Raw genomic sequence first — 22,494 nt, 5'->3', positions numbered from 1 at the left:
TCCTGGAAACCTAGAGGTTGGCGGTCTGCAACATGTCTGCCTGCCGAAGCGCGGTGGTCTTGGCGATGGCCTTTTGCAGATAGGCGTCCCGCTCATAGACATCGTCGTAATAGTTGATTTCGCCCGTCGCGGCATCCGGCCATGCCGTGAAGTAGGAGACGTAGACCGGCAACTGCGACTTGACCTTCACATTGCGCTCGTTCTTGCCGAAATAGGGCTTCAACTCGTCGACTGACAGTTCCAGCACGGCCGCCGCCATCCCCCGTGGATTTTCGAGCCTGATGCAGCCATGGCTGAGGGCGCGCATGTCCCGTTTGAAGTATGATTTCGCCGGCGTGTCGTGCATGTAGATATCATGGCTGTTGGGGAAGAGAATCTTCAACTCGCCCAGCGCATTGTCGAGACTTGGCTTCTGCCGGATGCCGACGCCGCCACCGCTGGCAGCCACCTTCGACCAATTCACCGAACTCGACGGCACAACGCGGCCCGTACGATCATAGACTTCGTATCCGCTTCGTTCGAGATAGGACGGATTGCTCAGGATTTTCGGCATCATCTCGTTGAGGATGATGGAGCGCGGGACGCCCCAGGATGGATTGAAAACCACCGTCTCGATCGTGTCATTGAAGAAATAGGTCTGATTTCTCGGCGACCCGATCACGACATTCATCGCCAGTTTCTCTGTACCGCCGCTGAAATACTGGGCGCGATAGGCTGGCTGGTTGATGAAGACATAGCGCTCGCCGAATTCATGCGGCATCCACCGGAGCCGCTCCATCGAGTACAGAATGCGGTCGCGCTTGGATTGGCTGGATTCGCCAACCAGTGCCTTGATCGTGGCGCTACCGATGATTCCATCGGCGCGCCGACCCTGCGACAGCTGATAATCCTTGATGGCCTGGACCAGGCTTTCATCGTAGATCTCGCTCGATTGATGCTGCTGCAGCACCAGATCATGCTGTTCCAGATAGGCTTTTGGTGCCTTTTCTCGCAAGAGCGCCATAAGTTTCGGCAGTTCGGGGCTGCTTTGACCGGGCCGGATCAAAGTGCCGGGTGCAATGGTCACGCTTGGTTGACCGGTGTCTGCAATCTCGTGCAGACGCTGCTTCAACTCGGCATACCACTTGTTCCTGGGCTCGAAACTGGCGAGAACGGCAGTCGGATCCTTCGCCTCGGCAAGCTGTTCCAGAATTGCGCGTGGTTCAACCTTTTCCGTCGCCAGATCGTGGAAGCCGCTCAGACGGTTCGGATTGATTCTCCCCTCGCTCTGATCAAGGGCGTATCTGAGCGCGCGAGCCGACAATTGCAGCTCAAACTCCGCCAGCAACTTGAGCCGACCGGGGATATCGGATCTGTCATACGCATCGCCGGGCAGTTTCACCGAATAATCCAGCGGATCAAGGCCGGCTTCACCCGCTCTCGCCAGTTGGGCGACAACGGCCTTGGCCTGAGGCGTGACATCATATGAACTGGTCCATATCGGCTTCTGGTTTGTTGCATAGAACGACAACAAGGCGTCCGCGACCCGTTTTTCGGCTTGCACCTGTGCTTCCTTCAGGTGATCGATCTTGAGACCGAACCTGTCAGCCTCCATAGTCGGCGCCATGGAGACAGGATGTGCCGATGCAGTGAGCTGCGGATCCACCTTGCTGAAATCGACGGCAACAAGCGTTTCCGGCTTATAGTCATAATTCGTGGGAGCGGTGACCGTGACGCGCTTGATCGGTGCCCGCACCGGCTGGCTTCGGGCTGGCGCCGCCGTGCGCTTGCTTGGCGGATCGGCGGGCATGACGGGCTGGGCTTCGATCCGGCGCGACGGGAACAACAGCTCCATCAGATTGCTGGCCGCAAGGCTGGGCTGCGCGGAAAATGCCGTGGCCGACATGAGCGCGGCGATGAAAACGGCTCGTTTGGATAGTCTGGTGTTCATGATGCCCGTCCAACTGGAATCTCGCCCGCGATCGTGCGCGGGCCATCGAATCTGTGTCGCTCCAGTTTCAGCACATCCTGTTTAGATTGTTTTAACAATGCCCCCACGCTCCGACGTTTCCCCCAGATGATTTTCACCGGCCCGAGCGGCAAACGTAACGTGATTCAACAGTCATTTCATTTCGATTCACTACACAACGAGTTGATCACCCCTGTTCTTTTCGCGAACGTGCAATAATGCCACAGTAGAGTGGATTCGTTGCATCCGCCTTGGGGGAGACAGATGGTTCAAATTTTACGGATTTTCTTTCTGACGTGTGTCGTTTTTTGTCTGGGTTGCTTGCAGGCTGCTGCGATATCTCAAGATCGCATGGTCAAGAAGATATTTCTGGCAGGCAGACAACCGGGACAAACTCTCAAATATCGCTCGGATTATTCACCGATTCCACGCAAGCGTGTGTCGATATCGGAAAAATACCAGCCCGGGACGATCGTCATCAGGACCGGAGAAAGACGGCTATACCACGTCACCTCTCCCGGCCGCGCTATCGCCTATGGCATCGGCGTCGGCAAGGAAGGCTTCACATGGAGCGGCAGCAACAGGATATCGCGCAAGGCCGAATGGCCGGGTTGGACGCCACCGGCGCGAATGCGGGCCCGGGAAGCGGCCAAGGGGCGTATTCTGCCCGCCTATATGCCGGGTGGACCGGACAATCCCCTGGGCGCAAGAGCCATGTATATCGGCTCGACGCTCTACAGGATCCATGGAACGAACCAGCCATGGACCATCGGCAGGGCCATGTCGTCGGGCTGCATTCGCATGGCCAACGACGATGTCAGGCATCTCTATGACAATGTCGCGGTCGGCACGAGGGTAGTCGTAACACGCTGAATGTCGCGGCCTCGCCCTCGAATATCCAGTTTCGGGCTCAGCGGGAGCGGCGAGGCTCGCGGCTCAGGCCTTTTTCCGATAGCTCGTCCAGATAGGATTGCCAGCGCTGCTCCTTGTTGCGCCCGAGTTCCATCAGATAAGCCCAACTGAACAGGCCGGTGTCATGCATGTCGTCGAAGGTGATCCGCACCGCATAATTGCCGATGGGTTCCAGCTTGGCGATGGCAACATCTATCTTGCCGGGAACCGTGACACGCTGCTCTGGCGAATGTCCCTGCACTTCCGCTGAAGGCGAAGCGACGCGGAGATATTCGGCCGGCAATTCATGTTTTTCGCCATTGTCGAATTCCACGATCAGCAGCTTCCGATCCTTGCTGACACGAAGTTCCTTGGGCCATACATCGGTCATTGGGCGCACCTTTCCGTCGTCTCGCGCCGGTTCGCGGCGCCGAACTGCTGTAGGCCTTGCCATCAAGCTTCGCAAGCGACAAGGCACAAGGCTGGACAAGGCTCCGCGCAAATCCTATCTGTGTCACAGGAGGATATGGTGAACAGCTTGCTTCAATCCGATAGCGCCAATGGGCATTCGAACATGATAGACCCCTTCGGTCGGACGATCGACTATTTGCGGGTGTCCGTCACGGATCGCTGCGACTTCCGCTGCACCTATTGCATGTCCGAGAACATGACCTTCCTGCCGAGGAAGGAACTGCTTTCCCTCGAGGAACTGGATCGGCTTTGCAGCCTCTTCATCGAGAAAGGCGTTCGGCGCCTTCGGCTTACGGGGGGCGAGCCGCTGGTGCGAAAAAACATCATGCACCTCATCGGCCAGTTGTCGCGGCATCTGCAGACCGGCGCGCTCGATGAGCTGACGCTGACGACGAATGGCTCCCAGTTGTCGCGCTATGCCGCCGAACTCGCCGATCTCGGCGTGAAGCGCATCAACGTTTCCCTGGACACGCTCGATCCGGACAAATTCCGCGCGATCACCCGCTGGGGCGATTTCAGCCGCGTCATGGCTGGAATAGACGCAGCACAGGAAGCCGGTATCAAGGTCAAGCTCAATGCAGTTGCCCTCAAGAATTTCAACGATCTCGAAATTCCGCAGATGATCCGGTGGGCCCATGGGCGAGGCATGGATATCACGCTGATCGAGACGATGCCCATGGGCGAAATCGAACTGGACCGGACGGACCAATATCTGCCGCTCTCGCTCTTGCGTACGCAGTTGCAACGCGAGTTCTCTCTGGAGGAGATCGCCTACAAGACCGGCGGCCCAGCCCGCTATGTGAAAGTAGCCGAAACGGGCGGCCGCATCGGCTTCATCACCCCGATGACCCATAATTTCTGCGAGAGTTGCAACCGGGTTCGGCTCACCTGCACCGGTACGCTCTATATGTGCCTCGGCCAGGAGGACGCGGCGGATCTGCGCGCGCCGCTGCGTGCTTCCGAAGGCAATGAATTGTTGTCGGAGGCGATCGACCGCGCAATTGGCCGCAAGCCCAAGGGCCATGACTTCATCATAGACCGGCGCCATAACCGCCCGGCTGTATCGCGGCATATGAGCGTCACCGGCGGCTGACGCCAGCTATCGATAGCGTTTCCCTTCCAAATTTTGATATACGGGGTCAGGCGATTCTGGAGGAGGATCGCCGCAAACGGTGGAACGAATCGTGGCCCTATCTCCAAATGTGCGCGGCGGCCTTGCAATGGCTGCAGGCATGGCGTGCTTTACCTTCAACGACGCCACCGTGAAATATGTCGGCGAGGAAATGAACATGGGTCAGGTCATGCTGATCCGCAGCGTCATCGCCACGATCCTCATCCTTGCCGTTGCCTGGCAGCGTGGCATGCTCATTCCGTTGCGACGTGCTCTTCACAAGATGACCATTCTGCGCGTCATCGGCGAAGTCGTCGGCACGGTCACCTTTCTCGTCGCCCTGGTCCATGTCCCATTGCCGCTCGCCTCGGCCATATTGCAGGCGCTGCCGCTTGTCGTAACACTTGGCGCGGCACTCCTTTTCGGCGAACCCGTCGGCTGGCGCCGCTGGCTCGCGATCACCATAGGGCTGGCTGGCGTCCTGATCATCGTCCGGCCTGCCGACGGGGCCCTCAGCCCTTACGTATTGATGATCGTGGTAACGGTGATCTTTGCCGCCCTGCGCGATCTTGCGACGCGCAAAGTGCCAAGGGCAATACCGGTTCTCATGATCTCGGCGCTGACATCGGTCGGCGTCGGTATTGCCGGAGCAGCGATGATCGTGCCACTCGGCGGCTGGTCGTCTCTCTCGCTGAGAAATCTTGGTCTTCTGACACTGGCCGCATGCTGCGTGATGGCGGCCTATCAGTTCCTCATCATCGCCATGCGCGAGGGCGAAATCTCGTTCGTGGCGCCTTTCCGCTATATGAGCCTGTTATGGGCGATATTGCTGGGCTTCCTCATCTTCGGCGATCTACCTGATCTTCCGATGGTGGTCGGCTCGCTTATTGTCATCGGCAGCGGACTTTACACGCTTTACCGAGAGCGCGTTTCGAGCCGACTGAAACCGGCCGCGACGGTCACGGCAAGCACGTCGCCGGAGGTGGCGTAAACTGCCGATCCAGGGAGCAACGATGCAAAGCATACGTCTTGCGGGTGTCATATTGGCGGGTGGGCGGTCAAGCAGGATGGGGGCAAGCAAGGCCTTGGCCCGGCTCGGTGGCGTGCCTCTGGCGGAGCACGTCTATCGCCGCATCGCCGCCCAGACAGAACCCGTCATCATCAATGCAAACATGGACCGGCAGGCGCTATCAGCCCTTGGAATTCCGATCGTACCGGACGGTCTCGGTGGATATCCCGGCCCGCTCGCCGGTGTTCTTGCGGGAATGAAATGGGCCCATGAGCAGACACCCCCTTTCTCCCATATCCTGACCGTTGCCGTCGATACGCCGTTTTTCCCGCGCGATCTGGCGGCCCGACTTTCGGCGGCAGCCTTGCAGGCTCCCGAACAAATTGTCGTCGCAGCGTCAGGCGGCCGCGTTCATCCCACTTTCTCGATCTGGCCCGCCGCACAGCGCGAGACGTTGCAACTGTGGTTGACGGAGCCGAGCAACCGTCGCGTGATGGATTGGATAGGTTCGCAACCCTACCAGGTCGTGAATTTCGAGATGTCGGGCGACAATGAGACTATGCTGGATCCGTTTTTCAACGTGAACAATCCGGATGACCTCAGGAGAGCCGAACAGGAGTGGTCTGAAAGGCATGGATAAGCGAATATTCGGCATTACCGGCTGGAAAAACTCCGGCAAGACGACTTTGACCGAGAGGCTGGTCGATGAACTCGTGCGCCGGGGCTGGATCGTTTCGACGGTCAAGCATGCTCATCATGATTTCGACATCGATCATGAAGGCACCGACTCCCACCGCCACCGGCGTGCCGGCGCGAAGGAGGTTGCCATCATATCCGACAGGCGCTGGGCACTGATGCATGAGCTGCAGGACGAGGCGAAACCTCAATTGTCTGAACTGATCGCCCGCCTCGCCCCTTGCGACATAGTCCTGGTGGAAGGCTACAAGAGGGAGCGGCACAAGAAGATAGAAGTAAGGCGGACCGAAGCGAGATCGACCGACAGCCTTGCCGCCAATGATCCGGCCATTGTTGCCATCGCGGCCGATCACAGGCCGCTCGATACCGGACTGCCGGTCTATTCGCTCAACGACATTGGCGGGCTGGCGGACCTCGTCGAACGCGAGACGGGCCTGCATCGACGGCAGTGACACATGTTCTGCGCAGGTGACGCATCCGGGCACGATATTCTCATCAGAATTGTTTAGAGCGGAAACGATTCCCGTTGCATTTACGCAAAAACTAGTGGGAATATTCCGCCAGTAGCAGTAACACCTGCGACCAGCCCGGAAACTGTCCATAAGAACAGGGGAACAGTCGGGTCATAAAAGAGAGGTTCAGACATGCGTATCAATAAGCGTCTAACACTGGCAATTTCGGCCGCCGCATTGGCGTTGACAATGGGAGCAGCGCAGGCACAGGACGCCTTGAAACTGACGATTGCATCCGAGGGCGCCTACCCTCCCTTCAACAATTTGACGCCGGACGGAAAGCTCGAAGGTTTCGACATCGATATCGGCAAGGCGCTTTGCGAGGAGATGAAGGCCGATTGTACCTTTGTCACCCAGGATTGGGACGGTATGATCCCCGCACTGCAGGCAGGAAAGTTCGATGCCGTGATCGCGTCGATGTCCATTACGCCCGAGCGGCTGGAAAAGGTCGATTTCTCCAAGAAATATTACAACACGCCACCGGCAATCGCCGTACCCAAGGACTCCGAGATAAAGGACATTACGCCGGAATCCCTGAAGGGAAAAACGCTGGGCGTACAGGGTTCGACGAGCCATTCCAACTTTGCCGAGGCGAAGTATGGCGAGTCGGAAATCAAGATGTATCCGACTGCCGACGAATATAAGCTCGATGTCTCCAACGGCCGCATCGACGCCGTGATGGACGATTCCGTCGTGCTTACCCAGTGGCTCGACAGCGAAGCAGGTGCTTGCTGCAAGCTGCTCGGCCTGATCACGCCTGATGTCGCGATCCATGGCCCGGGCGCCGGTGTCACCGTGAAGAAAGGCAATACGGAGCTGGCAGACAAGTTCTCCACGGCCATTGCCGCTATCCGCGCGAGCGGCAAGTACAAGGAAATCAACGACAAGTACTTCAAGTTCGACGTCTACGGCGCTGATAATTAAGCCGCTTTTGCGGCTCGACCTGGCGGGTGGCGCGCTGTCGCCATCTGCTGATCCTATGCAAATGACGGGACGGACACCAAGAACGGGTGTCGATGGGGCGTTCCGCAAAAACTACGAAAGTTGCCTATGGAAGGCTCAATAGCGCTACTGGGTTTTGGCGAAGGCGGATGGGGCCCAAGCATAGTCCAGGGTATATTCGTCACCATCTCCCTGGCCGTAGCGACCCTGCCCGTTGGGCTGGCCATCGGGTTCTTCGTCGCCCTGGGCAAGCAGTCGGAAGAGCCATCGCTCAAACTGGCTGCAAATCTGTACACGACGATATTCCGCGGGCTGCCCGAACTCCTCACCCTCTTCCTCGTTTATTATGGCGCCCAGATCGGCATCCAGAAGCTGGGACAATTGCTCGGCTATGGCGGCGCCATCGAAATCAATTCCTTCATCGCCGGCATGTTCGCCATGGGCACGGTGTTCTCCTCCTACGCGAGCGAGGTGTTCCTTTCGGCCTTCCGGGCCATTCCCAGGGGACAATACGAGGGTGGTTACGCAATCGGCCTGTCGAATTGGCAGACGATGCGCAAGATCATCCTTCCGCAATTGATCCACATCGCCCTGCCCGGCCTTGGCAATCTGTGGATGGTACTATTGAAGGATACCGCTCTGGTTTCGGCCATAGGACTCGCGGACATCCTGCGCCAGACGGCAGTGGCAGCGCGTGTCACCAAGCATGCCTTCCTCTTCTACGGCACCGCATGTCTCATCTATCTCGCGCTCGCGATACTGTCGTCCATCGTCATCAGCGGGATCGACAATTGGGCGGGGCGAAACAGCGGAGCAACAAAACGATGAGCGACAGCGCAATAGTCTCCAGCGCAGCCATGCGTCCGCCACCGCCAGTGCGCCGCTGGACGCGCACGCGCATCCTCGGTCATATCTTGGTGGGATTCTGGGCCGCTATCGCGCTTGGGCTGGCCTATTACCTCTACAGCGCCTGGAACTTCGATCTCGTAGCGCGCTACGGACCCGATTATCTGGATGGCCTGATAACGACGGTCATTCTGGTTCTCTCGTCGGTCTTCATAGGTGCCATCCTGTCCATACCGATCGCGATGGGACGGATGAGCAGCAACCGCATTCTCGCCACCCTCGCCTATTTCTACGTCTACTTCTTTCGCGGCACACCGCTCCTGGCGCAGGTTTTCCTGATCTATTACGGCGTCGGCTCGTTCAACAAGGAGCTTCAGGCGATCGGGCTATGGGTGTTCTTCCGCGAGGCCTGGTTCTGCGCCCTGCTTTCGTTTGCGTTGAATACGGCTGCCTACCAGGCGGAAATCCTGCGTGGAGCGATCCGCAGCGTGCCGCTCGGGCAATGGGAGGGTGCAGCTTCGCTCGGCGTGCCGAAATCGGTCACATTCCGCAAGATCATTCTGCCCCAGGCGCTGGTCGTCGCACTGCGGCCCTATGGCAATGAGGTCATTCTCATGATCAAGGGGTCGGCGATCGTTGCCTTGATCTCGGTCTACGACCTCATGGGTTACACCAAGCTCGCCTATTCCCGCACGTTCGATTTCCAGACCTATCTCTGGACCGCCATCATCTATCTCATTCTGGTGGAACTGCTCCGCCATCTCTGGGACTGGATGGAAAGGCAGATCACGAGACATCTCGTACGCTAAAACCTCGGAGAACCGAATGCTGAAGATATGGGGCCGGACCAACTCGACCAACGTCAAGAAGGTGCTGTGGACTGCTGAAGAGGCAGGGCTGGACTATGAGAACATTCCGGCGGGAGGTACCTTCGGCATCGTCTCCGACCACGAATACCGCGCCAAGAACCCCAACGGCCTCGTTCCCACGCTGGAAGATGGCGACCTAACTCTTTGGGAAAGCAACACGATCGTCCGCTATCTCGCCGCACGCTATGCGCCTTCGACATTGTTCATCAATGATCCGGCCGAACGGGCCAAGGCCGAGCGATGGATGGATTGGACGACCTCCACAGTCGCTGCACCGTTCCGTGACGTGTTCTGGAATGTCGTAAGATATGGGCCGGATCAGAGGGATCAGGCTGCGCTTGAGCGGGGTCTCGATAGCTGCGGCAAGATCCTTGCCATCGCCGACGAGGCTCTTGCCTCCCAGCCCTATCTATCAGGAGACGAGTTCGGCATCGGCGATGTGCCGGCGGGCTGCTTCGCCTATGGCTGGTTCGAAATGCCGATAGAACGTCCTGAGCTGCCTCACCTTGCAGCCTGGTACGAGCGCCTCAAATTGCGCCCGGCCTATCAGAAGACGGTCATGACACCTCTCAGCTGAGGCGTCATCGATATATTCTACCTGTTGCCGGGGCTGAGCTGCCATACACCGATACGGCCATCCTCGTATCCGGACTCCCGCGTCGGGATGGTGATCGCTTCAAGATTGGACCAGCGTTCAGCATAGTCACGGTAATTCTGCGAGAATACATTCCCGGACTGCCCCGTCGTCTGGATGTAGGTGGAGCGTTCCAGATCGGCCAGATCGAACAGCCCGCGATAGCTGCTGGCATGAGTCGCCCGATAAGGGTTGTTCTCATCGCTGAAAGCGGATTTGCCGCGGTCAAGCGTATAGGCGCCACCTGAGGCCGGAACCGTGACATCGAAGAAGCGATCCAGCGGGCTGACCTGCGCGAACGGCCTGTGCGCTCCATAAGCATAATGCAATGCGCCCCATGTCCACTTCGACCGGTCGGAACCCAGCCGCGTCTGGAGGTCCTTGATTGCATCCGCCAGCGACAAGGCCAGAATATCCCCGCAGCTTTCCTTCACTGCCGTCCGGCCGTCATCGCACCAATCGCGCGAAGGAGCGGTGCCGAGCCAGCGCAGCATCGCTCCAGCGCGGGCCTGCCAGAACGAAGGAAATGCCTGTCCCAGATCGTCCTCCAATATCCGCTTTGTGGCGGCGCGCAACCAGGCATTGAATATGAGTGGCTCAGTTTTGCCTCTGTCTTCCTCGAAGTTCCACTTCGAAAGCCTATCGAGGACGTCGACGTCGACATCGCTCCGCCCTCTGACGCTCAAGAATACCGGCATGAGCGTGGCATAGGCCTCCGACCGCACGTCTCCCTGTGCCTTCCGGCTGGTCTCGAGTGTCTGGCCGCTGGCACCGTAGAGAAGCGATTTTATGCGCTCCAGCCGCCAGGGCTCGTCCCAGTCGAACGTCAGGAAGTGCGGGTAGTCAGGACCGACGATCTTGGTGTTCGCCGTGGCCAAGATATTCTCGGCGGGATTGAATGCGCGCGGCAGGGCTTCGTAGGGGATAAAACCTTTCCAGTCATAGGTCGCGTCCCAACCGGGCGATGGCGCCCGTCCCATTATTGCGTTCGCCGGATCGCGCATCGGCACCCTTCCTGGCGCGATCATGCCAATATTTCCATCGATATCGGCGATGACGATGGATTGCATGGGCGTCACGAAATCGCGCATCCCCTCCTGGAACTCCGTGACGCTTGCGAAATCCCACAGCCTGAAGCCAGCGGCAATCGTCTTGTCGTCTTCGGCCAGAGCAGTCCACGACAGAGCAGCGACGGTGCCCTCAGGCAGGTAGCTATCGAGTCCGCGATAGTCTGCCGGCAGAACCGGGCCGTGTCGGGTCGTCTGCCGGTCGAAGGTAACCGGCTCCCCTCCCTTCACTCTGATGCGTTGCGCCGTCCTGCCGAACGCAGCAAACCCCTCAGGCGTCTGGTATTCATCCGAATTTGCCGGATTTACCCGTTCTATGAAGATATCCTGCACATCTGAGCCCGTATTGGTGAAACCCCAGGCAAGACGGTCATTGCGTCCGAGCAGGACCAGCGGTGCACCCGGCAACGTTACACCGACGAGATTTCTGGAGGTGCCATCGCCACTCTTGACCTGCAGATGCGCGAGGTACCAGACGGCCGGCGCGGTCAGGCCAAGATGGGGATCGTTCGCAAGTATCGGCTTGCCGCTCTCCGTGCGCGCGCCGCCGACGACCCAATTGTTGGAAGCACCGCTGGCCATGATGTCGTCCAAGGCGGCATATTGAGCCTCGCTATCGCGGGCTCCGGCCCTGAGCGCACCACTGGGCAGGCCAAGCAAGGCGCGCAGATCGGGCAATGGCGGGGGCGTGTCTGCGGCAACGGGCGGCAGGAGATCGAGCATCTCGGCATCGCTCATCCCCAGCCGCGCGAATTTCAGCCGCAGGATCTCGTCATCGATATTGGCAGCGAGCGTGATCGACATGAGTTTCAAGGTGACGATGACATCCGCCGGCGTCCATTTCTCCGGACGATGGCCAAGAATGACGAATTCGGGCGAAAATTTCGCCCCGAAGGACGGGCCTGGCGCGTCTATGAAGGCATTGACCCCGCGCACATAGGCTTCCACCTTGGCCCTGTCGGCGGGATCCAGCGCATCGGCCGATTTTTGCGCCGATTCGTAGACGCCAAGGCTCCTGATGAAACGATCTGTCGGTATCGTCGTCTCCCCGAAGAGTTCGGAAAGCCGGCCCTGCCCGGCCATCCGCGACACCTCCATCTGCCATAGCCGTTCCTGGCCATGCACGAAGCCAAGCGCTGTGAACACATCCTCGACCGTATTCCCGACAATATGCGGCACGGCGTTCTTGTCTCGCGTGATCGTCACCGGTGCAGCGAGGCCAGCGATCGCCGCTTGGCCCTCGGATGGGGTAACGGAGCGGGTGATCCAGATATAGGCGAGAACGGAAGCGATCAGAATGAGAGGTACAAGGGAAAAAACAATCCACAACAGCCCTTTGATGAGACGCCGCAATATTCTAACCTCCCAAACCTGCACTTCATGAAAAGCTCATAAGATAGAGGATACTGCGGAATGGCAAGCGTTGCTTTTATTGGTCTTGGCGTCATGGGATACCCGATGGCGGGTCATCTGAAGACCCGTGGCGGTCACGATGTTACCGTCTTCAACCGCACTCCTGAAAAGTCCAAGAAATGGGCTGGCGAATTTTCCGGCCTTGCCGCGGCAACGCCCCGCGACGCCGCCGGCGACAAGGATTATGTCTTCTGCTGTGTCGGCAATGATGATGATCTACGTTCGGTCACCATAGGCGAAAATGGCGCCTTCCATTCGATGAAACCAGGCTCCATCTTCATCGACAATACCACGGCCTCGGCGGAAGTGGCACGCGAACTGAATGACGAGGCGAAGAAGCGGGGCTTTCATTTTCTGGATGCGCCGGTTTCAGGCGGCCAGGCCGGGGCGGAAAACGGCGCGCTGACGGTGATGGTTGGCGGCGAAGCGGAAATCTTCGACCGGGCGAAGCCGATCATTGAATCCTTCGCAAAGATGGTGGGGCACATGGGTGATGCCGGCGCCGGGCAATTGACCAAGATGATCAACCAGATTTGTATCGCGGGCCTCGTTCAGGGTCTCGCTGAAGGTATCCATTTCGGCAAGAAGGCAGGCCTGGACATCGAGAAAGTCGTCGAAGTGATCTCCAAGGGTGCCGCTGGCTCCTGGCAGATGGAAAACCGGCACAAGACGATGAACCAGGGCAAATACGAATTTGGCTTCGCCGTCGATTGGATGCGCAAGGACCTCGGCATCTGCCTCGCGGAAGCCGACCGCAACGACGCCAAGCTTCCGGTGACCGCGCTGATCGACCAGTTTTACAAAGAGGTTCAGACGATGGGCGGCAATCGCTGGGATACGTCGTCGCTCCTGGCACGGCTGGAGAAATAACCGCGCAGCGTCGTCCCAGGAACTGCCTTCACACATGCAAGGCAGTTCCTGCAGCGTTCCAGCTCAGGACGATTCCTTTTCGATGCTCATATAGTCCAGCGGCAGTTCCGTCGTATATTTGATCTGCTCCATGGCAAAGGCGGAAGACACGTCGCGGATATCGATCTTGCTGATCAACCGCTTGTAGACGGCATCGTAGGCCGCAATGTCCGGCACCACGACCCGCAGCAGATAGTCCACATCGCCGCTCATGCGATAGAACTCCACCACCTCGGGAAATTCCTGCACGACTTCCGAGAAGCGCTTCAGCCACTCATTATTGTGCGCACCCGTCCTGATCGAGACGAAGACCGTCACCCGCGTATTCACCCGCACCGGATCGAGGATCGCCACACGGCGCTGGATCACGCCATCCTCTTCCAGCTTCTGGATGCGCCGCCAGCATGGCGTTGTCGAAAGCCCTACCTTTTTTGCAACATCGGCGACGGCAAGCGTCGCATCCTCCTGCAGAAGGCGAAGAATTTTTCGGTCAAGTCTGTCCATGCCTTGTCATCCCCATACTGCAAGAAGAAATCCATGCAGCAAAACTTTTCAACTCTGCTCTTCGATACGCATGTATTTGCGAATGCAAACACCAGCTGTGGAATGGGATACTTTATGAGCTGATAAACTGCGGACGTACAAGAAAATTATTCTATTGTTTCCACAAAGCGAAAAAAATTCGCACCATTTGCTAGGATATTAGATTTTGCACCGTCTGCCTGAGAACTGGCAGCACGTCTTGCGCGAACCAGGGGTTTTTCTTCAACCATCCGCTATTGCGCCATGAGGGGTGAGGCAATGGCAATATCGCCGGTCGATCGCCCTGGTAGAAATATTCGCGCCAGTTCGAGACCGTCCGGGTCATGCCGGACAACCGTCTCGAGCCGAGATGGTAGGCCTGCGCATATTGCCCTATGGCGAGAATGAGTTCCACCTGGGGCATTAGCGCAAACAGCGCATCATGCCACGTCTCGCGGCATTCGCGCCTTGGCGGCAGGTCGCTCCCCAGGGCATCATATCCCGGGAAACAGAAGCCCATGGGCACGATGGCGAAATTGTTCGAATCGTAGAAGATCGACCTGTCCACTCCCAGCCAGTCGCGCAGCCTGTCGCCGGACGGATCGTTGAATGGAATGCCGGTATCGTGGACGCGAATGCCGGGTGCCTGCCCGCTGATCAAAATTCGCGCTTCGGATGATGCCACGCAGACTGGATTTGGCTCGAAGGCGAGCGGCGGAGCGTGTCGCGGTGCGTCGCGGCAGATTCTGCAACTCCTGATACGAGCCGCCAAGGCGGCGAGATCCTGGTCACGTTCAGTCAACTCAAGCCTTCGCGCTCGGACGGTTCGAAGCCATTTCATACCAGCGGCGCAGATTGGCGAGGTCGTCGGGCATCGCGATCTTTGCCGGTTTCATGAAATCGACGCTTGCGAGCAGCGTAATGTCGGCGATGGTATAGCGGTCCCCGGCGATGAATTCATGCGTCGCCAATTGATCATTCATCACCCGCAGCGCGTCCTTGGCCTTCTCACGATTGGCCTCGCCCCATGCGGGAATTTGCGGCACTTCCCACTCGACCATTGCCGGATGAGTGTGGCGGAACGCGGATGAAATCGGCACGAAGACGTGCAGTTCGACGCGCCGCTGCCACATCTCGACCAGCGCCCGGTCAAGCGCATCTACGCCGAACATCGGCGGCTCGGGATGCAGTTCCTCGAAATAGCGTGAGATTGCAACTGTCTCCGTGATGATCGTCCCATCATCCAGTTCCAGAATGGGAAGCCGCTGGAATGGGTTGAGCGCACCAATCTCAGGCGACCGGTGCTGCATCCCCGACATATCGACAGGGACCAACGGCAATTCAATGCCTTTTTCGGCCAGGAACATGCGTATCCGCCGGGGATTAGGCGCGCGGCCGCCGTCATAGAGCTTCATCTTGTTCCTCCCATCATCGTAACGAACCAATTCCACAGTCGGTCAAGCGGCGTCGTAGCCGCATCGTCCGGTTGATCAAAATCGTCAACCACCTCCTGGTTGCGCCTGCGCCAGTCGCTCGGTCGTTCAAAATCACCTTTCCAAAGTCCCAGCGATTTGGCACGCGCCTCCATTTCGGCGCCACCGTAGTCACCATAGGAGACAGCCTGTCCGGTGCCAACCATCGAACGATTGAGTTCTGTTTCGCCCGAAAGACATATTGCAAGCACCCGATCATAGCGATCCCGGCCTTCTTCCGAACAACGGACATCCCTGCCGCCGATCAGGCGAATCAGGCTTTGCCTCGCCTCCTGTCCGCACGGCCGGGCTGCAGCGCCGCATGTCTGTTTCAGTTCCGGTGCGTCAATGCCCTTCAATCGAATATGGATCCGGTTTATCGAGATCGTGTCCCCGTCGATCACATAGGCCCTGCCGGTAAGCGCCGCGCTTGGCGTCACGGTTTTCGGCGATTGATCGAGCCTGACCACGAGGACGGCGATCAGGACCAACAGCACAACTGCGAGCAAGATGTCCCAGAGTCTCCGCCCCATGGAGGGACGAGGGCTCGGGGCGCGATATCGCCTGCGGCCGTTGCCATATCTGCGGCCCATCGTTTTTCCCCCCGCCTGACTGGACGCCGTCCGCATTCAACACCGATTCGGCGTGGTTTTGATCATTTATGAACAAGGATGTCACACAACAGCAATTCACGCCGCGCTCGGCGGCATCGCGCAGGCGGTGGCCAAGCCAGCCTTGCGACATCAATTCATCGTTATTTGCCGCAGGCGCGACCTTTTGCCATTGCTGCGGAAACCAATTCCGCATCAAGGGGTATTTCATGGCCGAAACCAAAACCAACAATTCGCTGATCATACCGGCGCTCGGGCGCTTCTATGCGCCGCTGAGCGAAAGTGCGGAGACGCTGCTCCGCCTGGTTGCGGGTCTCCTGCTCGTCGTGCACGGATCCGGAAAAATCGCCAATCCGTTCGGCGCGGTCGGCATGGTGGAAGGCCTGGGCTTCTACCCGGGCGTGTTCTGGTCACCCCTTCTGGCAGCGACGGAGTTCTTTGGCGGCATCCTTCTGGCGCTTGGCCTGTTGACGCGTCCCGCCGCCTTCGCAACATCCATCGTCCTCGCCGTAACGATCTATTTTCACTGGGTCGTGCGCGGCGAAGGCATGAGTGGAGCAGAGAAATCCATGCTGTGGATGGCCATCACGGTGTTCTTTTTCATTCGCGGTGCCAATAGCCAAGCTGTCGACGCCAAGATCGGCAGGCAATTCTGAGCGGGGGATGGGCCTGCCTGGCAGGCCCCTCGTCCTAGACTAGGCGCGGTTGCTGACCCCCGCCTGTTCGAAGGTGGCCATGCCTGAATGGCTCAGCGCGGCAGCCTTGACGATGCCGGCGGCAAGGGCTGCGCCCGTGCCCTCGCCCAGCCGCATGCCGAGGGCAAGCAGCGGCGCCTTACCCAGCTTCTGCAGAAGTCGGCCATGTGCGGGCTCCGCCGAGAGATGGCCAAACAGGCAATGATCGATGGCTTCCGGATTGGCAGCATGCAGAATTGCGGCGGCCGCCGTTGCGACATAGCCATCAATGATGACCGGGATTTTTTCCACGCGGCAGGCCAAAATCGCACCCACGATTGCAGCGATTTCACGCCCGCCAAGCCGGCGCAACACCTCGAGTGGGTCCTTGAGGTGAGCAGAATGCAGTTCAACGGCCGTTTTCACCGCGTTGACCTTGCGCTTCATGCCGTCCACATCGGCGCCGGTGCCCGGTCCCACCCAATCTTCCGCCGCGCCTCCATAGAGGGCAAGGCAGATCGCCGCCGCAATCGTGGTATTGCCGATTCCCATCTCGCCGATGCACAGCAAATCCGTGCCGCCTGCAATCGATTCCATGCCGAATGCCATGGTTGCGGCGCAGGTCTTCTCGTCCATCGCCGCCTCTTCAGTGATGTCGGCGGTTGGATATTCAAGCGCAAGATCGAATATCTTGAGGCCAAGATCATGGGCGATGCAGATCTGGTTGATCGCGGCGCCGCCGGCAGCGAAATTTTCCACCATCTGCATGGTGACCGAGGAAGGATACGGTGAAACTCCCTTGGCGGTTACGCCGTGATTGCCTGCGAATACGGCGACCAGCGGGCGTGTAACCTGCGGCTGCGGCCGACCACTCCACGCGGCCAGCCATTCTACGATCTCTTCCATGCGCCCAAGAGAGCCTGGCGGCTTCGTCAACATGGCATCCCGTTTGCGCACCGCAGCGACCGCCGCGTCGTCAGGCCCCGGCAAGGTTTCGATCAATGTGCGAAAATCGTCAAATGGAAGGCCAGTGGTCATGATAATCCTTCAACTCTTCATGGCAAATCGGAAGCTCCCGTCCTATAAGCGCTGCGGCGGAAAACGCAAAGACTTGTGACCGACCCGCAATGTCGCGGGCAGGAGCGGTGGCAAAATGGACCTACTTTCTCAGACGATGCGTGCACTGGCCTTTCTTTCACGCATTCCGGTCGGACCAGGCTGGTTTGGACATGAAGGGAGCGCTCTTTCAGCCAACGCCCGCGCCTTCCCCCTCGCCGGTGCCCTGATTGCCCTCCCCGCCCTCGTTCTATTGATAGGCACGCGCAGCCTTGGTCTGCCGGAACTCGTCGTTGCGATCTTTGTCGTCGGCACCCTGATCATCACGACCGGTGCGCTGCACGAGGACGGATTGGCCGACGTGGCCGATGGCTTCTATGGCGGGCAAACCACCGAGCGCCGTCTTGAGATCATGAAGGATTCCGCGGTCGGCTCCTACGGCGTTATCGCCTTGATCCTCAGCCTGTCATTGCGCATTGCCCTGCTCGCGGAACTGCTCGACGAACTCGACTTTTTTGAACTTGTGCTTGCCATCATCGCCACAGAAAGCGCCAGTCGCGCGGTTCTGGTAAAATTCTGGCAATCCTTGCCGTCCGTGCGGCCAGGTGGCATTGCCGACAGTTCCGGCATTCCGACCGGCCGCGAGGCTGATATCGCCCTTCTGATCGGGTTCGCCTTCCTGGTGGTAGGATATGGTGTCGCCGGCGGCATCCCGGGCATTGTTGCCGCCTGCATTCTCGCAGCGCTGGCCTATTTCGGACTGCAAGCCATCTGCCGCGCGAAAATCGGCGGCCAGACAGGCGACACGCTCGGCGCCATACAGCAGGTTTCCGCAATCGCACTTCAAATTGGACTTGTCATCAGCCTTTGAGCGCCCCACTCTTTAACGATGAGCATGATTGAAAGCCCTTGTATCCTGGTTTGCGCCATTGATCCGAAGACAGGTTACTGCTTTGGCTGTGGCCGCACGCGCCAGGAGATCTCGGATTGGATCAGCATGTCCGCCGATAACCGCAGGCAGATCATGTCAGCCTTGCCGGCGCGGCTGGAAAACGTAGAACGGCCTCCGCGGCGCGAAACGAAACGGCGCCGCCTTGCACGGGAAAGGCTGGAGGACTGATCATGCCGCGGCTCTTCTGGATATTGATCGCATTGATCGGCGGCGTACTCCTGCTGCTGGTCGCCAATAATGATGCCGGTTCGACATTCGGACTGGCCAATGATCAATTCGCCCGCCTCTCCTATATGGGCATCTGGGGAATCGTGCTTGGCGCAGCAATTCTGGGCTCCGGCATCCCGCTTGGCCATATCGCACGAAACCTCGCCGTTTGGGTGGTCATCATCCTCGTCCTGGTCACCGGTTACCAATATCGCTACGAATTGCAGGACGTGGCCAACCGCGTGACCGCAGGCCTGATCCCCGGCAGCCCGCTATCGACGACGAGCGCGGATGGGGCAGTCACGGTCACCTTGGCCAAGGCAGGCAATGGTCACTTCGAGGTTCGTGGCGAGGTGAATGGACGGACGGTGCCATTCATGGTCGATACCGGAGCCTCCTCCATTGTTCTTTCTGCCGAGGATGCCAGACAGGCCGGCATCGATACGGATGCGCTCGACTACAATACCCCCGTCATGACGGCCAACGGCCTGGCCCAGGCTGCGAATATCAGGCTGGACAGCGTGAAGGTCGGCGACATCGAGCGGCGCAGGCTAAGGGCGGTCGTCGTACGCGACGGCCTCATGGACGGAAGCCTGCTCGGGATGAATTTCCTCAGTTCCTTGAGCGGGTTTTCGGTTCGCGGCGATCGTCTGATCCTGTCCGATTGACTCGGTTGATAGGCTAGGCAGCTTCGCCGACCGAGGCAGTCTGGACAGCCTCGAATGCCCTGCGAATGACATCGCTACCGGCACCCGGGCGAGTCGCGTCGGTCGACAGTAGCTGTCGCCAGCGCTTGGCTCCCGGCGCTCCGTGAAACAGGCCCACCATATGGCGCGAAACGTGGGAAAGCCGTCCTCCCGACGCGATATGGCGCTCTGCATAGCCACACATATATTCGATTATGTCATCCATGGAGCCAATCTGGTGCGGATCCCCGTAGATCGTGCGATCCACATCCGCGAGCAGCATCGGGTTGTGATAGGCCGCCCGGCCCAGCATTACCCCATCGACCTTGCCAAGGTGCTGCGATGCCTGCTCGAGCGTTTCGATGCCGCCATTGATACCGATGAACCAATCGGGGTAGTTTTGCTTCAACCGGTAGACGCGGTCATAGTTCAGCGGCGGGATTTCGCGATTTTCCTTCGGTGACAGCCCTTTCAGCCAAGCCTTGCGGGCATGCACCCACAGTGCGTCGGCGCCCGCCCGGTGGACCATGCCGGCGAGATCGTCGAGCGCACTTTCCACATCCTGATCATCAACGCCGATCCTGCACTTTACGGTTACCGGCAGGGAGACGGCCTGCCGCATGGCCCGTACGCATTCGGCGACAATATCCGGCGTCTTCATCAGGCAGGCGCCGAACGTTCCCGACTGCACCCTATCGGAAGGGCAACCGACATTCAGATTGATTTCGCCATATCCCATTGCCTCGCCGATGCGGGCCGCCTCGGCCAGTTTCGTCGCGTCCGAGCCGCCCAATTGCAGGGCAACAGGCTGCTCCACGTCCGAAAACCCCAATATCCGATTGCGATCGCCGTGGATCGCGGCATCGGCTACGACCATCTCCGTATAGAGCAGGGCATGGCGGGAAAACTGCCGGTGCAGCACCCTGCAATGGCGGTCAGTCCAGTCGATCATAGGTGCCACGGCGAAACGGTTCGCCTTGTAATCCTTCACTTTTTTCTCGCGCTCGGCCATTACTCAAAACTTCTGCTCGTATCCTTTGCCACATGTCGGGTCCTGGAACAGGATATCAAGACCGGACACCAGGCTCCTTGGGGGATACACTTTATCACGCATTCGCGCCAGCTTCGCTCGTCTGGATCCCCCTGGGCGGGATATCAAGGCTGAAACCACGATCGGAAAGGAACGCTGAAGCGCCGGCGGCGTTAGAGCAACCGGCAGGCGCTGGGATTGAACCTGTCGGCCTAGACCATAGCCGCCGGCTGCTTCGCGCTCTGTTTCAGGATCGCGACGAAACGCGCCCCCGCCTCTTCGACACTGGCCGAATTGTTGATCATGATGGCATCATCCGGATCGCAGGCATTCGGTGCTGCACGCATCAAGCGGCGCTTGATTTCATCGGCATTTTCCCGGCCGCGCATCGCCAAACGCCTGGCGAGAACATCGAATGAAGCCGTTATGTGAACGATCGTGCAATGAGAATAACTGCGCTTCAGTTCCGGCAGGATACCGCGTGAGACATTGGCGATGGCGACTGATCCCTTCCCCACTTCGTCCTGGACCGATTGCGGCAGGCCGTAACTCAGACCATGGGCCGACCAGTGATGGGCAAATGCGCCCGCCAGCTTCGCCTTGGCGAAATCTGCCTCATTCATCGTGTCATGATCTTCAGCATCGGCATTCGATGGCCGCGTGATGACGCGTCGTACGAAATGGAAAAGGTGGTCCTCCGCGAGCGAACGGCGCGCATAGTCGATGATCGTGTCCTTGCCCGCGCCACTCGGCCCGACGACAGCGACGAATACCCCGCCATGGACCGTTTCTGATGCCGCGCCCGCCTGCGTAGAGATCGAGATAGTCATCAGGCCACCCGCCGCCCTTCTCGCCACACGGTCCGCACGACCGGAATATGCTCATCCACGCGCACCCGCACGAGATCGGCGCGCTTGCCCACGGCCACCGTGCCGCGATCGTTCAGTCCGACAGCCTCGGCAGGGTTCTTCGTTACGAGCTTGATCGCCTCTGGCAATCCGATATTCCCGTTGGCCTCGCCCAGCACGAATGTCGACTGGATCAGGCTGAACGGCACATAGTCCGACGACAGAATATCGAGGTGCCCGTGCTCCACCAGTTCCCGCGCCGACACATTGCCCGAATGCGAGCCGCCCCTGACGATATTCGGAGCGCCCATCAACACCGACATGCCCGCATTCTTGGATGCGGCGGCAGCCTCGATCGTCGTTGGGAATTCAGCAACCTGGATGCCCTGTTCGATGGCCTCATCCACATGCGCCTGCGTGGCGTCGTCATGACTGGCGAGCACGATCCCGCGTTTGCGGCACAATTCTGCGATGGCGCGGCGTTGCGGATCGGAATTCGCCGCCGATTGCGCCATGCGTTTCTCGCAGAAGAGCTTGAAATCGGGGTCCGAGAGCTTCAGCTTGCGCTGGTAGTAATAGGCATAGGTCTCGAGATCGACGAACTGCCGCTGCCCGGGAGCATGATCCATGAGCGAAGCAAGCTTGACCCGCTCGTCATTCTCGAAAAGGCCGAAGCCTTCGAGACAATCCTCGGCTGAGACCTCGCAACGCAAATGGAAATAGTGATCAGCCCGAAGGCGGCCCTGATGCACGCTGTCCTCGATGGCGTCGGCCAGCTTGCGCGTCTCGGCAGCGGTCATGTCCGCATCCTCGTCGAGCCCGACCCGCAAAGCGTCGAACACGGTCGTTATGCCGGAACTCGCGATCTGCGCATCATGGGCAAGCACCGCGGCGATCGGGTTCCAGCGTACCCGCGGCCGTGGCATGTAATGGCCTTCGAGATGATCCGTGTGCAATTCGACCAATCCCGGAATGAGGAAATCGCCTTCGAAATCGTCGCCGGATACGCTGGTCGTGGTCGATATATCGTGGATAAGGCCGTCCTTGAAGCTCAAGGAGCCTGAGATGATCTCGTTTTCCAGAACGATTTTCGCATTTTTCAAAACAGTTTCGGGCAT

The 22,494-nt window shown here is 58.9% G+C and carries 26 protein-coding genes; 14 read left to right on the top strand and 12 right to left on the bottom strand.

Features of this window, described 5'->3' with window-relative positions; translation table 11 throughout:
* Positions 1 to 10: 10 nt before the first annotated feature.
* Complete coding sequence (locus M8997_RS03165) at positions 11 to 1,930, bottom strand: murein L,D-transpeptidase (protein WP_250013555.1); 1,920 nt, start codon at positions 1,928 to 1,930, stop codon at positions 11 to 13.
* A gap of 282 nt (positions 1,931 to 2,212) precedes the next feature.
* Between M8997_RS03165 and M8997_RS03160 the strand changes: the two genes are divergently transcribed.
* Complete coding sequence (locus tag M8997_RS03160) at positions 2,213 to 2,821, top strand: L,D-transpeptidase (protein WP_250013553.1); 609 nt, start codon at positions 2,213 to 2,215, stop codon at positions 2,819 to 2,821.
* A 37-nt stretch (positions 2,822 to 2,858) separates the two neighbouring features.
* Here M8997_RS03160 and M8997_RS03155 read toward each other — a convergent pair whose 3' ends face one another.
* Positions 2,859 to 3,230, bottom strand: coding sequence for a gamma-butyrobetaine hydroxylase-like domain-containing protein (locus tag M8997_RS03155; RefSeq protein WP_250013549.1), 372 nt, complete (start codon positions 3,228 to 3,230; stop codon positions 2,859 to 2,861).
* A 183-nt stretch (positions 3,231 to 3,413) separates the two neighbouring features.
* Here M8997_RS03155 and moaA point away from each other — a divergent pair, with 183 nt between their 5' ends.
* From moaA to M8997_RS03115, 8 genes are all read left to right on the top strand, one after another.
* On the top strand, positions 3,414 to 4,403 hold the full coding sequence (gene moaA / locus M8997_RS03150; protein WP_250014382.1) for a GTP 3',8-cyclase MoaA: 990 nt from the start codon (positions 3,414 to 3,416) through the stop codon (positions 4,401 to 4,403).
* Between the two features lie 91 nt (positions 4,404 to 4,494).
* Complete coding sequence (locus M8997_RS03145) at positions 4,495 to 5,412, top strand: EamA family transporter (protein ID WP_250013548.1); 918 nt, start codon at positions 4,495 to 4,497, stop codon at positions 5,410 to 5,412.
* A gap of 22 nt (positions 5,413 to 5,434) precedes the next feature.
* Positions 5,435 to 6,070 (top strand): molybdenum cofactor guanylyltransferase MobA, encoded by a 636-nt coding sequence (gene mobA / locus M8997_RS03140; protein WP_250013547.1) that lies wholly within the window; start codon positions 5,435 to 5,437, stop codon positions 6,068 to 6,070.
* The gene (mobB, locus tag M8997_RS03135; protein ID WP_250013545.1) at positions 6,063 to 6,578 is read left to right on the top strand and encodes a molybdopterin-guanine dinucleotide biosynthesis protein B; all 516 of its coding nucleotides are present in this window, start codon (positions 6,063 to 6,065) and stop codon (positions 6,576 to 6,578) included. The genes mobA and mobB overlap by 8 nt, the downstream gene beginning before the upstream one ends.
* 192 nt (positions 6,579 to 6,770) lie before the next feature.
* Complete coding sequence (locus M8997_RS03130) at positions 6,771 to 7,562, top strand: ABC transporter substrate-binding protein (protein ID WP_250013544.1); 792 nt, start codon at positions 6,771 to 6,773, stop codon at positions 7,560 to 7,562.
* A 126-nt stretch (positions 7,563 to 7,688) separates the two neighbouring features.
* On the top strand, positions 7,689 to 8,408 hold the full coding sequence (locus tag M8997_RS03125; RefSeq protein WP_250013543.1) for an ABC transporter permease: 720 nt from the start codon (positions 7,689 to 7,691) through the stop codon (positions 8,406 to 8,408).
* Entirely contained in the window at positions 8,405 to 9,235 is an 831-nt protein-coding gene (locus M8997_RS03120) for an ABC transporter permease (RefSeq protein WP_250013542.1), read from the top strand. Before M8997_RS03125 ends, M8997_RS03120 begins: the two co-directional genes overlap by 4 nt.
* A 16-nt stretch (positions 9,236 to 9,251) precedes the next feature.
* Positions 9,252 to 9,872, top strand: coding sequence for a glutathione S-transferase family protein (locus M8997_RS03115; RefSeq protein ID WP_250013540.1), 621 nt, complete (start codon positions 9,252 to 9,254; stop codon positions 9,870 to 9,872).
* Positions 9,873 to 9,889: 17 nt separating this feature from the next.
* On the opposite strand, the gene M8997_RS03110 is transcribed toward M8997_RS03115, so the two are convergent.
* Entirely contained in the window at positions 9,890 to 12,349 is a 2,460-nt protein-coding gene (locus tag M8997_RS03110; protein WP_250013539.1) for a penicillin acylase family protein, read from the bottom strand.
* Positions 12,350 to 12,409: 60 nt separating this feature from the next.
* On the opposite strand from M8997_RS03110, the gene M8997_RS03105 reads away from it, so the two are divergent.
* A complete protein-coding gene (locus M8997_RS03105) occupies positions 12,410 to 13,279 on the top strand; it encodes an NAD(P)-dependent oxidoreductase (RefSeq protein ID WP_250013538.1) in 870 nt (289 codons plus the stop codon).
* 63 nt (positions 13,280 to 13,342) lie between these two features.
* Here the strand turns inward: M8997_RS03105 and M8997_RS03100 are convergent, their stop codons facing one another.
* The 5 genes from M8997_RS03100 to M8997_RS03080 form a co-directional block, all read right to left on the bottom strand.
* Complete coding sequence (locus tag M8997_RS03100; RefSeq protein ID WP_250013537.1) at positions 13,343 to 13,822, bottom strand: Lrp/AsnC family transcriptional regulator; 480 nt, start codon at positions 13,820 to 13,822, stop codon at positions 13,343 to 13,345.
* A gap of 190 nt (positions 13,823 to 14,012) precedes the next feature.
* Complete coding sequence (locus M8997_RS03095; RefSeq protein ID WP_250013536.1) at positions 14,013 to 14,681, bottom strand: uracil-DNA glycosylase family protein; 669 nt, start codon at positions 14,679 to 14,681, stop codon at positions 14,013 to 14,015.
* Complete coding sequence (locus M8997_RS03090) at positions 14,644 to 15,255, bottom strand: glutathione S-transferase family protein (RefSeq protein ID WP_250013534.1); 612 nt, start codon at positions 15,253 to 15,255, stop codon at positions 14,644 to 14,646. Before M8997_RS03090 ends, M8997_RS03095 begins: the two co-directional genes overlap by 38 nt.
* Positions 15,252 to 15,671: a thermonuclease family protein gene (locus M8997_RS03085; RefSeq protein WP_250013533.1), complete on the bottom strand. Its 420-nt coding sequence runs from the start codon at positions 15,669 to 15,671 to the stop codon at positions 15,252 to 15,254. The genes M8997_RS03090 and M8997_RS03085 overlap by 4 nt, the downstream gene beginning before the upstream one ends.
* A complete protein-coding gene (locus tag M8997_RS03080; protein WP_250013532.1) occupies positions 15,658 to 16,167 on the bottom strand; it encodes a hypothetical protein in 510 nt (169 codons plus the stop codon). The genes M8997_RS03085 and M8997_RS03080 overlap by 14 nt, the downstream gene beginning before the upstream one ends.
* Here M8997_RS03080 and M8997_RS03075 point away from each other — a divergent pair.
* On the top strand, positions 16,133 to 16,579 hold the full coding sequence (locus M8997_RS03075; RefSeq protein WP_250013531.1) for a DoxX family protein: 447 nt from the start codon (positions 16,133 to 16,135) through the stop codon (positions 16,577 to 16,579). The genes M8997_RS03080 and M8997_RS03075 overlap by 35 nt on opposite strands.
* Before the next feature lie 39 nt (positions 16,580 to 16,618).
* Here the strand turns inward: M8997_RS03075 and cobT are convergent, their stop codons facing one another.
* Positions 16,619 to 17,638 carry a nicotinate-nucleotide--dimethylbenzimidazole phosphoribosyltransferase gene (gene cobT, locus M8997_RS03070; protein ID WP_250014381.1) on the bottom strand — a complete coding sequence of 340 codons (1,020 nt, stop codon included), beginning with the start codon at positions 17,636 to 17,638 and terminating at the stop codon, positions 16,619 to 16,621.
* Positions 17,639 to 17,750: 112 nt separating this feature from the next.
* Between cobT and cobS the strand changes: the two genes are divergently transcribed.
* Genes cobS through M8997_RS03055 form a run of 3 tightly spaced genes read left to right on the top strand, consistent with a single transcriptional unit; the run spans position 17,751 to position 19,480 of the window.
* Positions 17,751 to 18,524, top strand: a complete 774-nt coding sequence (cobS, locus tag M8997_RS03065) for an adenosylcobinamide-GDP ribazoletransferase (protein ID WP_250013530.1) — start codon at positions 17,751 to 17,753, stop codon at positions 18,522 to 18,524.
* Positions 18,525 to 18,542: 18 nt separating this feature from the next.
* On the top strand, positions 18,543 to 18,773 hold the full coding sequence (locus M8997_RS03060; protein WP_250013529.1) for a DUF1289 domain-containing protein: 231 nt from the start codon (positions 18,543 to 18,545) through the stop codon (positions 18,771 to 18,773).
* Between the two features lie 2 nt (positions 18,774 to 18,775).
* On the top strand, positions 18,776 to 19,480 hold the full coding sequence (locus tag M8997_RS03055) for a TIGR02281 family clan AA aspartic protease (RefSeq protein ID WP_250013528.1): 705 nt from the start codon (positions 18,776 to 18,778) through the stop codon (positions 19,478 to 19,480).
* Positions 19,481 to 19,493: 13 nt separating this feature from the next.
* Here M8997_RS03055 and dusA read toward each other — a convergent pair whose 3' ends face one another.
* The 3 genes from dusA to M8997_RS03040 form a co-directional block, all read right to left on the bottom strand.
* Positions 19,494 to 20,510 carry a tRNA dihydrouridine(20/20a) synthase DusA gene (gene dusA, locus M8997_RS03050; RefSeq protein WP_250013527.1) on the bottom strand — a complete coding sequence of 339 codons (1,017 nt, stop codon included), beginning with the start codon at positions 20,508 to 20,510 and terminating at the stop codon, positions 19,494 to 19,496.
* A gap of 230 nt (positions 20,511 to 20,740) precedes the next feature.
* A complete protein-coding gene (phnN, locus tag M8997_RS03045; RefSeq protein WP_250013526.1) occupies positions 20,741 to 21,358 on the bottom strand; it encodes a phosphonate metabolism protein/1,5-bisphosphokinase (PRPP-forming) PhnN in 618 nt (205 codons plus the stop codon).
* A complete protein-coding gene (locus tag M8997_RS03040) occupies positions 21,358 to 22,494 on the bottom strand; it encodes an alpha-D-ribose 1-methylphosphonate 5-triphosphate diphosphatase (protein ID WP_250013523.1) in 1,137 nt (378 codons plus the stop codon). The genes phnN and M8997_RS03040 overlap by 1 nt, the downstream gene beginning before the upstream one ends.

It is taken from the genome of Phyllobacterium sp. 21LDTY02-6 (genome assembly GCF_023554255.2).
In the GTDB taxonomy this organism is placed as follows: Bacteria; Pseudomonadota; Alphaproteobacteria; order Rhizobiales; family Rhizobiaceae; genus Phyllobacterium.
This window is presented reverse-complemented; position numbering and strand designations above follow the sequence as displayed.